Origin of the sequence: Thiohalobacter sp. COW1, from assembly GCF_016629505.1 — a bacterium.
Taxonomy (GTDB): domain Bacteria; phylum Pseudomonadota; class Gammaproteobacteria; order Thiohalobacterales; family Thiohalobacteraceae; genus Thiohalobacter; species Thiohalobacter thiocyanaticus_A.
The window spans coordinates 16539-29921 of sequence record NZ_AP024239.1 but is presented as its reverse complement, the minus strand read 5'-3'; the positions used below and the strand labels follow the sequence as shown (position 1 = coordinate 29921).

The following is a 13383-nucleotide window of genomic DNA, read 5'->3' as shown; positions in this document are numbered from 1 at the left end:
TGGCCCCCTGCCGTCGCGGGATGACGCGGCACAAACAAGTGCCACTCAAACCGGATACAACAACAGCCCGGGGTCGCCCCCATCGGCAACAAGGACGCGTCATGCAACTGAACAAGATTTCGTTGAAGGCCATCACCATCGGCACCATCCTGCTGGTTGGCGCCACCACCGTGGCACTGGCCCTGTACTCCGGCAACCGCTACCGCGCGGCCGCCCTGACGGAACAGACCGACCTGAGTGAGCGCAAGCTGCAGACCCATGCCAGCCAGTTGCTGCAGCAACTCGAGCGCAACGCCCGTCTGGTCGGCCATGCGCTGGGCAATGATCCGGCGTTTCAGCACATCCTGGTCAACAGCGGCATGGGCAGCCGCCGGCTGGCCGCCTATCTGGAGCAGTCAATCCACGACCTGGGGCAGACCACCGGCCTGGAGGGCTACCGGGTCGGCGTCTATTCCGCCGACGGCGAGCCGCTGGCCGGCAGCGGTGAACTGGCCATGGACGGCGCCCTCGATCCCGAGACCCTGCAGGCCCGTCGGGGGGCGGGAGACAGCGGCCAGCTGCGTCTGACGCCGACCGGGCCGGTACTGAGCCTGACACTGCCGGCCGGCACCCCGCAACGCAGCGCCTGGCTGGAAATCCAGGCCGGACTGGACACCGCCGTGCAGCAGCTGGAGGCCGCACTGGGACAGCCGCTGCTGCTCGCCACCCGCACCGGCAAGCCGCTGTACCGCTCTCCCGACTGGCAGTCCGGCAGGCAGGGCGAGCGCATCAGTGTGCAGCACGTGCTGCAGGATGCCGCGGGCAGCCCCCTGCTCACCCTCAGTGCCCAGCAGCCGCAGGAACGACTGGTGGCCAACATGCTCGACGTGCGCAACCAGACCGCCGTGGCCTACGTGGTGCTGTTCGGCGGCGCGCTGCTGATCGCGCTGGGCATCTTCAACCGCTTCCTGTTCGCCCCGGTCAATGCCCTGATCCAGGACATGCGCCGCGGCGCCGACGGCGATCTGGACAGCCAGGTGCGCGAGGACCAGCTGCGCGAATTCAGCCTGCTGGGCCAGGCCTTCAACCGCATGACCCGCAAGATGAAGGAGAACCTGGAGCGCGAGCGCCAGGCCGCCGAGGACCTGACCGGCAAGGTGGAACTCATTCAGGAAGTCGTCGAGATGGCCGCCCGCGGCGACCTCACCGGCCAGCTGATGATCTATCGCGACGACGACATCATTTCGGAACTGGCCAGCGGCGTACAGGGCATGCTGGACAGTCTCAACAGCCTGGTCGCCCGCATCCAGCAGGCCGGCATCCAGGTGACCTCCTCGGTGACCGAGATCGCCGCCACCGCCAAGCAGCAGGAGGCCACGGTGAACGAACAGGCCGCCACCACCAACGAGATCCGCGCCACCGTGACCCAGATCTCGGCCACTTCCAACGAACTCGTCAACACCATGCACGAGGTCACCGACGTCGCGCTCAAGACCGCCGAGCAGGCCAACGCCGGGCGCAGTTCGCTCACCCGCATGGAGGAGACCATGCGCCACATGCTGGAGGCGACCAACACCATCAATTCCAAGCTGGCGGTGCTGAGCGAGAAGGCCGCCAACATCAACACCGTGGTGACCACCATCAACAAGGTCTCCGACCAGACCAACCTGCTGTCGCTCAACGCCGCCATCGAGGCGGAAAAGGCTGGCGAGTATGGCGTGGGCTTTTCCGTGGTGGCCACCGAGATCCGCCGCCTGGCCGACCAGACCGCCGTGGCGACCTGGGACATCGAACAGATGGTCAAGGAGATGCAGTCGGCGGTCTCGGCCGGCGTCATGGGCATGGAGAAGTTCTCCACCGAGGTGCGCACCGGCGTGGACGACGTGCGCAACGTCAGTTCGCAACTCGGACGCATCATCGAGGAGGTGGAGAATCTCATCCCGCGTTACGAGGAGGTGCACGAGGGCATGCAGTCGCAGGCCCAGGGTGCGAACCAGATCAACGATGCCATGGTGCAGCTGGCCGAGACCTCGCAGCAGACGGCCGAGTCGCTGCGCCAGTCCAACGGCGCCATCCAGCAACTCAACGAGGCGGCGCGCCGGCTGCAGGAAGGCGTCTCGCACATCAGGCTCAATGCCTGAGCGGGAGCGGCAACCGCCATGCTTCATGTGCTGTTTCATCTCGACGCCCAGCGCTACGCCCTGGACACCGGGCGGCTGATCGAGATCGTGCCCTTCGTGGAACTGCGTCCACTGCCGCGGGCACCGGCATACGTGGCCGGCCTGTTCGACTACCGCGGCCGCACGGTGCCGGTCATCGACCTGACCGCCCTGACGCTGGGACGGTCCAGCCGGGTCCTGCACAGCACCCGCATCCTGGTCATCGACCACCAGCTCACGGCCGGCGGCAGCCGGCCGCTGGGCCTGCTGGCCGAACAGGTCGTGGAAACCCTCACGCTGGCGCCGGAGGCCTTCACCGACACCGGGGTGGAGATCCCCGATGCCCATTATCTCGGCCGGGTGGCCCGCGATGAACGCGGTCTGCTTCAGGCCGTGGAGACGGATGCGCTGCTCACCCCCGAGGTGGAAGCGCTGCTGTTCCGGGACGCGGCCGCATGCAGCTGACCCGGATCGAGCAACTGCTGCAGGACACCATGGGGCTGAATGCCGCCTCCATCGGCTCCAGCGCCATCCAGCGCGCCGTGCGCGAGCGCATGCGGCGCACCCACATCGACGACAGCGAACGCTATCAGCAGCGCCTGGAAAGCAGCCCGGAGGAAATGCGCGAGCTGATCGAACTGGTGGTCATCCCCGAGACCTGGTTCTTCCGCAACTGGCACCCGTTCCAGGCCCTGAAGCGGCACCTGGAGCAGCACTGGCTGCCGCGCGCGGGCGAGCGCAGGCTGCGCCTGCTCAGCCTGCCCTGCTCGACCGGCGAGGAACCCTACACCCTGGCCATGGTGCTGGCCAACCTGGGGCTGGCCCCGGACCAGACCGAGGTGCACGGCGTGGACATCAGTCGGTACAACATCGATACCGCGCGCCTGGGCATCTACCGCCAGAACTCCTTCCGCGGCGACCATCTCGATTACCGTGACACCTGGTTCCGCCAGACCGATGACCGCTACCACCTGCACCCCGACATCCGCGACCGGGTCCGGTTCGAGCAGGGCAATCTGCTCGATCCGGAATTCAGCCGCGACCGCGCACCCTACGACGTGATCTTCTGCCGCAACCTGCTCATCTATTTCGACCGCCCGACCCAGGCGCAGGCGATCGACATCCTGGAAGGACTGCTCGGCCGCGACGGCCTGCTGTTCGTCGGCCATGCTGAGACCGGGGTGCTCGCCGGTCGCGGCTTCCGCTCACTGAACCTGCCGCAGAGTTTCGGTTTTCACCGCGAACTCGGAACGGCCGGCGCCGCAGTCCCGGCCGCACCCCGGCTGCGCCAGTCGCGCCGGTCACGGCGCACGCCGATCAGGCCGCGGCGCCAGCCGCGGCCGCACTGGATCGACCAGCAGGAGCAGGCCGTGGCCGCGCCGCCGCAGAGCGCGGCCGACCCGGGCGTGGAGCAACTCGAACAGGCCACCCGGCTGGCCGACGACGGCCACCTGGTCGAGGCGGCCGAGTTGTGCGAGCAGCTGCTGGAGGCCCAGGGCGCCCAGGCCCAGGCCCTGTATCTGCTGGGACTGATCCGTGATGCCGCCGGCGAGCCCGAGGAAGCCGAGCGTCTGCTGCGCCAGGCCATCTACCTGGATCCGGCGCACTGTCCCGCCATGCTGCACCTGGCCCTGGTGCTGCAGCGCCGCGGCGAGGCCCGGGCGGCGCAACGCATGCAGGAACGCCTTGAACGCTGCCAGCAACGCGAGGCTGCCAATACACGATGAACACGCGTGCCGACAGGGAATTCACCATCGACGACTGCTGGAACCGCATCGGCATCTGGCGCCGTAAGGGCGAGCCCTGCCCACGGCTGGCCGAGCTCATGCACTGTCACAACTGCGAGGTCTATTCCCGCGCTGGCCGACGCATGCTGGAACGCCCGCTGGCCGAGTCGGTGCGCGCCGAGTTCACCCGCAGCTATGCCGAGCCGCCGGCGGCGGCACAGCGGCACAACCGCAGTGCCCTCATCTTCCGGCTGGGCGACGAATGGCTGGGCCTGAACGGCCGCAGCGTCGACGAGATCACCGGCGCCCGTCCGGTGCAGCGACTGCCGAACGTACCCGGCAACCTGGTCAAGGGGCTGGTCAACCTGCGCGGCGAGTTGCAGCTGTGCGTCTCGCTCGGCGGACTGCTGGGGCTGGAGCGCGGCGACCACACCCCGCGCATGGGCAGCGTCGGCATCGGCGATCGCATGATCCAGGTCCAGCGCGACGGTAAGCGTTATGTGTTCCCGGTCACCGAAGTGCACGGGCTGCATCGCTATCATGACAGTGAACTGCACAGCCCGCCGGCCACACTGAGCAAGGCCCGCGGCACCTACACCCGCGGCGTCCTGAGCTGGCGCGAGGTCCAGGTGGGCATCCTCGACGACGACCTGATCTTCCACAGCCTGGAACGGAGCCTGCGATGAGCGGCCAGTCGATCAACCCGGTGATGCTGGAACTGTTCCGCACGGAACTGGAGACGCATGCCCGGGCGCTGGGCGAGGGCCTGCTGCAGCTGGAGGAGGATCCCACGGCCAGCGCCCCGCTGGAGGGCCTGATGCGCGCCGCCCATTCCATCAAGGGCGCGGCCCGGATCGTGGACATCGCACCGGCGGTGCGGCTGGCGCATGCCATGGAGGATGTGTTCGTCACTGCCCAGCAGGGGCGCCGCCCCCCCGCCGCCGCACACATCGATGCCCTGCTGCGGGCCACCGACCTGGTGCGCGGCATCGCCGCCCATGCCGATGACCCGGCCTGGCTGCAGCAGCAGGAAGCGGCCATCGACGCCATCGTGCAGTCCCTGGGCGGTGAGGCCGCGGCGGCAACGGATCCGCCCACCGGCGCACAGCCCACCGCGCCGGTCACCTCCGGGTCCGCCGCTTCCGGCGGCGCGGCGCAAGCGGCAGACGCCGCGCCGGACGCGAACCTCGAGCCCGCCATGCTGGAGTTGTTCCGCGGCGAGGCCGGGGCCCAGCTGGCCATGCTGATGGACGGATTGCTGCAGCTGGAATCCGCACCCGGCGACAGTGTCGCCCACGAGCAGTTGATGCGCGCGGCCCACTCGCTCAAGGGCGCGGCCCGCATGGTCGGCATCGACACCGCAGTGCGGCTGGCGCACGCCATGGAGGATATCTTCGTTGCCGCCCAGCAGGGCGGGCTGGAACCCAGTCCCGAGGCGATAGACGTGCTGCTGCAGAGCACCGACATGCTGCAGCGCCTGAGCCAGAGTCCCGACATCGGTGACTGGTGCCGCCAGCATGCCGGCGAGGTCGACCGACTGGGCGGCCTGCTGGCCGACGTCCTGGCCGGGCGCGAGGTTCAGCCCCCGGCTCCGACCGCCCCCAGCCCGGAACCCACCCAGCCGGCCGCCGGCAGCGGCGCAACTCACGCCGCGGACAGTGCCATCCGGGTCTCCAGCGAAAGCCTCAACCGGCTGATGGGTCTGGCCGGCGAGGTTCAGGTCGAGGCGCGCTGGCTGCGGCCCTTCGCCGACGGCCTGCAGCACATCAAGCAGTATCAGTCGGAACTGATCGGGCTGCTGGACCGACTGCGCGACTACATGGACTCGCCCCGGGTCGACGATTTCGGCCGCAACCTGTTCAACGACGCCCTGCGCCGGGCCGGCGACTGCCGGCATCTGCTCAGCGATCGCCTGGGTGAACTGGAGGAATACGACCGCCGCACCCACAACCTGGCCGGCCGGCTCAGCCGCGAGGTGGTGGCCAGCCGGATGCGGCCCTTCGCCGACGGCGTGCATGGCTTCCAGCGCATGGTGCGCGACATCAGCCGCGCGCTGGGCAAGCAGGTGCGGCTGGACATCCGCGGGCTGGAGACCCGGGTCGACCGCGACATCCTGGAAAAGATCGAGGCGCCGCTCAATCACCTGCTGCGCAACGCCCTGGATCACGGCATCGAGACGCCGGAGGCGCGCGCCGCGGCCGGCAAGCCGGAACAGGCGCGGCTGCGTCTGGAGGCGATACACAGTGCCGGGATGCTGTCGATCATCGTCGAGGACGACGGCCGCGGCATGGACCTGGAGCTGCTGCGGCAGAAGGTGGTGGACAAGCAGCTGGTCAGCGCGGAAATGGCGAAGGATCTGAGCGAATCCGAGTTGATGGAGTTCATCTTCCTGCCCGGCTTCTCCACCCGCAGCGAGGTCACCGAGATCTCCGGGCGCGGCGTCGGTCTGGACGTGGTGCACAGCGTGGTCCAGGAGATGCACGGCCTGGTCAACGCGGTCTCGCACCCGGGCCGGGGCATGCGCTTCCACATGCAGCTGCCGCTCACGCTTTCCGTCATGCGCTCGCTGCTGGTGGAGATCTCCGGCGAACCCTATGCCGTGCCGCTGGCCCAGATCAACCGCACGCTCAAGCTCGACCGCGGCCAGATCCAGGTCCTGGAGGGGCGCCAGTACTTCACCCTGGGCAATCATCACATCGGCCTGGTGGCGGCCAACCAGCTGCTGGGCCTGCCCGAGGGGCCGCCGGATGAAGACGAGGCCTGCATCGTCGTGCTGGGCGAGCGCCTGGACCGCTACGGCTTCGTGGTCGACCGGTTCCTGGGCGAACGCACGCTGGTGGTCAACCCGCTGGATCAGCGCCTGGGCAAGCTCAAGGACATCGCCGCCTGCTCCATACTGGAAGACGGCCGTCCCTGTCTGATCCTGGATGTGGACGATCTGCTGCGCTCGGCCGACCTGGTGATCGCCGGCGGGCGTCTGGACCGGATCGAACAGGCCCGTTCGCACCAGGCGGTCAAGACCGGCAAGCGCATCCTGGTGGTGGACGACTCCATCACCGTGCGCGAGGTCGAGCGCAACATGCTCGCCAATATCGGCTACCAGGTCGAGGTGGCCGTCGACGGCATGGACGGCTGGAACGCCGTGCGCATGGGTGATTATGACCTGGTCATCAGCGACATCGACATGCCGCGCATGAACGGTTTCGAGTTCGTCAGCCAGATCAAGCAGGACCCGAACCTGAAACATACCCCGGTGATGATCGTCTCCTACAAGGACCGCGACGAGGACCGCACCCGCGGGCTGGAGGTCGGTGCCGACTATTACCTGACCAAGGGCAGTTTCCAGGACGCCACCCTGATCGATGCCGTGCAGGACCTGATCGGGGAGCCGTGAGTCTTATAGTGTTCCGTCATTGCGAGCGAAGCGCGGCAATCTCGAAACGGCCCATCATCTGGTGGGAGATTGCCACGGCGCTACGCGCCTCGCAATGACGTTGAAGATTTGTGTATTGATTTTTTGAGTTGCTTTTTTGCTGTTTAAACGGAGTTAACCGCACATGCTGCGTATCGCCATCGTCAACGACATGCCGCTCGCCCGCCAGGTGCTGCAGCAGCTGATCCTGGCCAGCGGCCGTTACCGCATCGCCTGGGTGGCCGAGGACGGCGCCCAGGCCGTGGAACTGGCCGAACAGGACAAACCCGACATCATCCTGATGGATCTGATCATGCCGGAACTGGACGGCGTGGAGGCCACCCGGCGGATCATGCAGCGGGCCGCCTGCGCCATCGTCATCGTCACCTCCAGCGTGAACACCAACGCCGCCCGGGTGTTCGAGGCCATGGGCGCGGGCGCCCTGGACGCGATCAACACCCCGGTGCTGGGGCTGTCGGGCGAACAGGAGGGCCGGGAGCAGTTGCTCTACAAGCTCGACACCATCGCCCGGCTGGTCGAGGCCACGCGGCGGGTCCAGCCGCTGGACCGGCCGCAGCCGCCACCGCCGGCCGTACCGCACCGGGGCGAGTACCTGGTCGCCATCGGCGCCTCCACCGGGGGGCCGGCCGCCATCCGCACCATCCTGTCGGCCTTCCCGGACGGGTTCCCGGCCGCCTTCGTCATCATCCAGCACGTGGACGAGCAGTTCGCGCCCAGCTTCGCCCGCTGGCTGGACGAGGAAGTGGCCCTGCCGGTGCGCCTGGCCCGCCAGGGCGACCCGGTCCGGGTCGGCCAGGTGCTGGTCGCCGGCGGCGGCGAGGCCCATCTGGTGATGGACGAGCGGCAGCGCCTGGGCTACGCCCGGGAGCCGGAAAACTACCCCTACCGCCCGTCGGTTAACGTTTTTTTCGAATCCATGGCTCAATTTTGGACGCATCATGCCGTTGGTATCTTATTGACAGGGATGGGCCGCGACGGCGGCGCCGGGCTGCTGGCCCTGAAACAGGCCGGCTGTCATACTATCGCGCAGGATCGTGAGACCAGCGCCATCTATGGCATGCCCAAAACCGCCGCCGACCTGCAGGCAACCAGTGAAATCCTGCCGTTGAATCAGATTGCCGTCGCCATTGAAGAGGCGATCAGCCGCAACAAGGGATAGCATCACACAGCTCATGAAGGAATCCGCACTCATGCAGCCGCAGGCCAGCGAGACCGACACGGATCAGCCGTGCGTGGTGCTGCTGGTCGACGACCAGGAGATGGTGGCCGAGGGCATCCGCCGCATGGTGGAGGATGAACCGGGCATCGAGCTGCACTATTGCCAGGACCCGCGCAACGCCATCCAGATGGCCACTGAGCTCAAGGTCACGACCATCCTCCAGGACCTGGTCATGCCCGAGATCGACGGCATCATGCTGGTGCGCTTCTACCGCGCCAACCCGGTCACCCAGGACATCCCCGTGATCGTGCTCTCCAGCAAGGAGGATCCGTCCATCAAGAGCGACGCCTTCAGCTGCGGCGCCAACGACTACCTGGTCAAGCTGCCGGACAAGATCGAACTGGTGGCCCGGGTCCGCGCCCACTCGCGCAGCTACCTGCTGCAGAAGGAGCGCGACGCGGCCTATCACGCCCTGCGCGAGATCCAGCGCCAGCTCGAGGAAAGCAACACCCAGCTCGAGGAAAGCAACCGCGAGCTGCAGCGCCTGTCCTCGCTGGACGGCCTGACCGGCATCGCCAACCGCCGCCAGTTCGACAAGATGCTGGACAAGGAATGGCAGCGGGCCCTGCGCAACTGCACCGGCCTGGCGCTGGTCATGATCGACATCGACTACTTCAAGCTCTACAACGACACCCACGGCCATCAGCTCGGCGACGACTGCCTCAAGGTCGTGGCGCGCGAACTCGATCATGTCGTGCACCGTCCCTCCGACCTGGTGGCCCGCTACGGTGGCGAGGAATTCGCAGTGATCCTGCCCGACACCGACGAGGAAGGCGCGCTGCAGGTGGCCGAGAAGATGCAGCAGGTCATCCACGACCTCAACATCGAGCACGAGGCCTCGAAGGTCTCCGACCGCATCACGCTCAGCATCGGCATCGCCACCGCCAGTCCGCGCGGCGGCCTGCCCGACGACCTGCTCAAGCAGGCCGATGCCGCCCTCTACGAGGCCAAGAGCCAGGGCCGCAACCGCATCGTGGTCAAGTCCGACATCCCCGTCGCGGGCTGACCCGGCCGCCCGGCCGGTCTCGCCAAACCCTGCGTAATCCCCTATCATTACGGGCCGTTGACCGGAACTGATTACGGAGCCCGTTATGACCTTTGTCGTGGTTGAGAACTGTATCAAGTGCAAGTACACGGACTGTGTCGAGGTCTGCCCGGTCGACTGCTTCCACGAAGGCCCCAACTTCCTGGTCATCGATCCGGAGGAATGCATCGACTGCACCCTGTGCGAGCCCGAATGCCCGGCCGAGGCGATCTTCGCCGAGGACGACATCCCCGAGGGCCAGGAGCATTTCCTCGAACTCAACGCCGAACTGGCGCAGAACTGGCCGGTGCTCACCCAGAAGAAGGACGCGCCGGACGACGCCGACGAATGGAACGGCAAGCCGGACAAGCTGAAGCTGCTGGAAAAGTAGAAGACGGCGTGGGATGTCGTCGTCAGGTGCAGGCTGGGCTGAACGCAGTAAAGCCCAACCTGCGGACTGCCTGAAGGCGCAGGATGGGTGAAGGCGTTTGCGCCGCAACCCATCGTTTGCCGCCACTGCGATGGGTTGCGCTGCGCTTCACCCACCCTACCGGACTACCAGACCGCGGTCGGCACATGCACACATCACCTGTATCCACGGTCCAGCGCCACCCCTGGCACACCGACCTGCTGGCCGCGGCCGCCCACGCCATCGTCGCGCGCTGGGGCGAACACCTGCCGGACCTGTCGCGGCTCAGCGTCATCCTGCCGCAGCCGCTGGCGGCCTCCGACCTGCGCCGACGTCTGCTCGCGGCCCTCCCCGCCGACGGCCCGGGCAGCCTGCTCGGCCCGCGCCTGCTCACCCTGTCCGACTACCTCGACACCCACCTGGATGCCCCGCAGCCGGTCTGGAGCCGGGAGGCCGGGCTGCTGGCGCTGGTCGAGGCCCTGCGCGGCCACGAGGCCTTGTTCGGCGACGAGGACACCTGGCGCCTGGCCGAACACCTGCTGGAGTTGTTCCAGGAGTTGACCCTGAACCGGGTCGAACTGGCGGATGCGGACGGCTTTCACCGGCGTCTGGGGCAGGCCTACCGCATCGCCGGCCGCCCCCCGCCGGCACTGGAACGCGAGGCCGGGATCGTCCACCGTCTGTGGCGGGCCTGGCATGAGCAGCTTGCCGCGCTCCAGGTCGAGGATCCGGCCCGGGCCAGGCTGCAGTGCCTGGCCCGGGCCGCCGTGCCGGCTGCCGATGAACTCGGGCTGGTGCTGGTCGGCGAGCCGGATCTCAACAGCGCCGAACGCGCCTGGCTGGCGCAGCGTCTGCAGCACCCGGACTGCCTGTGGCTGCGCCAGGGCGACAACACCGCCCTGGACGCCCTCTGCCCCGGCATCGACATCGTTGCCGGCCCCACGCCGCCTGCGGCCCGCTGTCTGGACAGCATTTACGCCGACACCGGGACCGCACCGGAGCTGCGCCGGCGCGCACTGGAGTTCGCCGCGGCGCATCCGGCAAGCCCGCTGCAGGGGCAGCTGGCGGTATTCGGTGCCGATTCGGCCGAGCAGGAGGCGCGCGCCATTGAACTGCGCATCCGCCAGTGGCTGCTGGCGGGCCGGCGCAACCTGGGCATCGTCACCGAGGACCGGCGCCTGGCGCGGCGGGTGCGCGCCCTGCTGGAGCGCGCCGGGGTGACGCTCAACGATACCGGCGGCTGGGCCCTGTCCACCACCAGCGCGGCCACCGTGGTGGAGCGCTGGCTGGAATCGGTGGAGCAGGACTTCGAACACCGGCCGCTGCTGGATTTCCTCAAATCCCCCTTCGCCAGCGGCGCCGAGCGCGAACAGCACCTGCTGCAGGTCTACCGGCTGGAGCAGGATGTCATCCTGCAGGGCCGCATCGCCCGCGGCATCCCCCGCTACCGCCGGCAGCTGGGCACCCGCCAGGAACTGCTGGGCGACTGGCCGGCCGCCGAGTACCAGGGCCTGTTCGCCCTGCTCGACCGGCTGGAGTCGGCCGCCGCAGGCCTGCGCGAATGCCTCACCGGCAGGCATCCCGCCGAACGACTCCTGCAGGCCCTGCGCGACAGCCTGGATGAACTGGGCGTGTGGCGCGCCCTGGAGCAGGACCCGGCGGGCGAACGTATCCTGCGGGTGTGGGAGCGGCTGCACAGCGCGGTGAACCTGACCCCGCTGGCACTCGACTGGACCGAGTTCCGCACCTGGTTCGGCCGCAGCCTGGAGACGGCCCACTTCACGCCGCCCGGCACCGGCGGCCCGGTGCGGCTGCTGTCGCTGGAGCAGAGCCAGGGCCTGCGCTTCGACGGGCTGATCCTGGCCGCCTGCGATGCCCGGCATCTGCCCGGCGGTCCGCCCACCGGCCCCTTCTTCAACGACCGGGTACGGCGCGAACTGGGCCTGCCTGTGTGGCGCGAACGCCTGGACCGGCGCTTCGCCCTGTTCCGCTGCCTGCTCGGCGCTGCCGGGCAGGTCCTGCTCACCCACCGGCGCGAGGATCAGGGCGAGCCGGTCCTGCCCAGCCCCTGGCTGGAACTGCTGCAGGGCTTCCACCGCCTGGCCTGGAATGACGACCTGGAAGACACCGGGCTTGCCGCCGCGCTCGACCAGCCCGCCAGCCGGGTCCGCCCCGCCGCCCCGCCGCCGCTGCCCGAACCGCCGGACCGTCCGCGCCCGATCCTGCCCGCGGGCCTGCGCCCGCCCCGGGTCAGCGCCAGCAGCCACCAGCGCCTGATCGACTGTCCCTATGCCTGGTTTGCCGCGGACGGCCTGGGCCTGAAACCGCCCGAGGCCATCCGCGAGGCACTGCAGAAACAGGATTACGGCGAGCGCGTGCACAGATGTCTGGAGGCCTTCCACGGCCGGGTGCGGGGGCTGCCCGGCCCCTTCCCCGAACCGCTCACCGCGGCCAACCGGGACGCGGCCATCACCCTGCTCGATGAAATCAGCCAGGCGGTGTTCGCCCGCGATCTGGAAGACAATTTCCAGCACCGCGGCTGGCTCAAGCGCTGGCAGGAGCGCATTCCCGCCTATATCGACTGGCAGATCGAACGGGCCCGCGACTGGCAGGTCGAGGCGGTGGAGCAGCGCATCGACCGGACGCTGGGTCCGGACCTGGTGCTGCGCGGCCGCCTCGACCGCCTCGATCGCGGTGCCGACGGCCTGGCCATCATCGACTACAAGACCGGCCGGACCCCGGACGCGGAACAGGTGGCAAGCGGCGAGGCGGTGCAGCTGCCCTTCTACCGGCTGCTGCTGGAACAGCCGGTGGCGCGCAGCAGTTACCTGCCGTTGGATGACAAGGACAGGAGGATGCAGGACCGGGTCGCGCTCGCGGACGAGGACCTGGAACAACTCAGCCGGGCCGTGCAGACACGCCTGGAGACAGTGACGGCAGAGATCGATGCCGGCGCCGACCTGCCGGCCTGGGGCGACGAACAGACCTGCCGGCGCTGCGAGTACGACGGCCTGTGCCGGAAAGCCTTGTGGGATCAACAGACGGGGCAGGCGCCGGAATGATGGGGTCTGCCGCGCCCGGCCGGCCTGACTGACAAAGAAAAAGGGCGGCCGCATGGCCGCCCTTCCCACGGGCATCCCTGTCCCCTTACTTCCCTGTAATCCTGTCCGTCCCGGACCTGTCCCTGTTGCTTCCCCTGGCTTGCACAGTTGTCCCTGTACTGTGTTTCGCCATGAAACAAGCGAATTCCGTGCCAAAGCTGGCGTATCATCCCAGGAATAATACTTTATTTGCTGTTTTTAATATATTTTTAACCGAAACGGCTGTTGTCGGCGGCTGCGATCCCCGCTCTCACGCGGCGGAAATACGCCGCTGCCGCCGACATTCCGCCGCCGAGTTTACCGGCCTGCGGGGCTGACGTATGCTCTGCCGC

At 68.2% G+C, this 13383-nt stretch carries 10 protein-coding genes; all 10 read left to right on the top strand.

The genetic code is table 11. The features are described from left to right. The first annotated feature begins 101 nt into the window (after positions 1-101). The 10 genes from COW1_RS00110 (at position 102) to COW1_RS00065 (ending at position 13368) form a co-directional block, all read left to right on the top strand. The gene (locus COW1_RS00110) at positions 102-2120 is read left to right on the top strand and encodes a methyl-accepting chemotaxis protein (protein WP_197702951.1); all 2019 of its coding nucleotides are present in this window, start codon (positions 102-104) and stop codon (positions 2118-2120) included. A gap of 18 nt (positions 2121-2138) precedes the next feature. After that, complete coding sequence (locus COW1_RS00105; RefSeq protein WP_201344983.1) at positions 2139-2603, top strand: chemotaxis protein CheW; 465 nt, start codon at positions 2139-2141, stop codon at positions 2601-2603. Then, the gene (locus COW1_RS00100) at positions 2594-3865 is read left to right on the top strand and encodes a protein-glutamate O-methyltransferase CheR (RefSeq protein WP_201344982.1); all 1272 of its coding nucleotides are present in this window, start codon (positions 2594-2596) and stop codon (positions 3863-3865) included. The genes COW1_RS00105 and COW1_RS00100 overlap by 10 nt, the downstream gene beginning before the upstream one ends. Beyond that, a complete protein-coding gene (locus tag COW1_RS00095) occupies positions 3862-4551 on the top strand; it encodes a chemotaxis protein CheW (protein WP_201344981.1) in 690 nt (229 codons plus the stop codon). Before COW1_RS00100 ends, COW1_RS00095 begins: the two co-directional genes overlap by 4 nt. After that, positions 4548-7259 carry a hybrid sensor histidine kinase/response regulator gene (locus COW1_RS00090; RefSeq protein ID WP_201344980.1) on the top strand — a complete coding sequence of 904 codons (2712 nt, stop codon included), beginning with the start codon at positions 4548-4550 and terminating at the stop codon, positions 7257-7259. Before COW1_RS00095 ends, COW1_RS00090 begins: the two co-directional genes overlap by 4 nt. Positions 7260-7425: 166 nt before the next feature. Then, entirely contained in the window at positions 7426-8457 is a 1032-nt protein-coding gene (locus COW1_RS00085; protein WP_096367604.1) for a chemotaxis response regulator protein-glutamate methylesterase, read from the top strand. Between the two features lie 13 nt (positions 8458-8470). Then, positions 8471-9523, top strand: a complete 1053-nt coding sequence (locus tag COW1_RS00080) for a PleD family two-component system response regulator (RefSeq protein WP_096366864.1) — start codon at positions 8471-8473, stop codon at positions 9521-9523. 85 nt (positions 9524-9608) lie between these two features. Next, the gene (fdxA, locus tag COW1_RS00075; RefSeq protein WP_096366865.1) at positions 9609-9932 is read left to right on the top strand and encodes a ferredoxin FdxA; all 324 of its coding nucleotides are present in this window, start codon (positions 9609-9611) and stop codon (positions 9930-9932) included. A 185-nt stretch (positions 9933-10117) separates the two neighbouring features. Continuing rightward, positions 10118-13012 (top strand): PD-(D/E)XK nuclease family protein, encoded by a 2895-nt coding sequence (locus COW1_RS00070; RefSeq protein ID WP_201344979.1) that lies wholly within the window; start codon positions 10118-10120, stop codon positions 13010-13012. 170 nt (positions 13013-13182) lie between these two features. Continuing rightward, a complete protein-coding gene (locus tag COW1_RS00065; RefSeq protein WP_201344978.1) occupies positions 13183-13368 on the top strand; it encodes a hypothetical protein in 186 nt (61 codons plus the stop codon). The last annotated feature ends 15 nt before the right edge of the window (positions 13369-13383 follow it).

Excerpts from the sequence above, each read along its gene's own strand:
- COW1_RS00110 (WP_197702951.1), top strand. The coding sequence starts at position 102 with ATGCAACTGAACAAGATTTCGTTGAAGGCCATCACCATCGGCACCATC.
- COW1_RS00105 (WP_201344983.1), top strand. The coding sequence starts at position 2,139 with ATGCTTCATGTGCTGTTTCATCTCGACGCCCAGCGCTACGCCCTGGAC.
- COW1_RS00100 (WP_201344982.1), top strand. The coding sequence starts at position 2,594 with ATGCAGCTGACCCGGATCGAGCAACTGCTGCAGGACACCATGGGGCTG.
- COW1_RS00095 (WP_201344981.1), top strand. The coding sequence starts at position 3,862 with ATGAACACGCGTGCCGACAGGGAATTCACCATCGACGACTGCTGGAAC.
- COW1_RS00090 (WP_201344980.1), top strand. The coding sequence starts at position 4,548 with ATGAGCGGCCAGTCGATCAACCCGGTGATGCTGGAACTGTTCCGCACG.
- COW1_RS00080 (WP_096366864.1), top strand. The coding sequence starts at position 8,471 with ATGAAGGAATCCGCACTCATGCAGCCGCAGGCCAGCGAGACCGACACG.
- fdxA (WP_096366865.1), top strand. The coding sequence starts at position 9,609 with ATGACCTTTGTCGTGGTTGAGAACTGTATCAAGTGCAAGTACACGGAC.
- COW1_RS00070 (WP_201344979.1), top strand. The coding sequence starts at position 10,118 with ATGCACACATCACCTGTATCCACGGTCCAGCGCCACCCCTGGCACACC.
- COW1_RS00065 (WP_201344978.1), top strand. The coding sequence starts at position 13,183 with ATGAAACAAGCGAATTCCGTGCCAAAGCTGGCGTATCATCCCAGGAAT.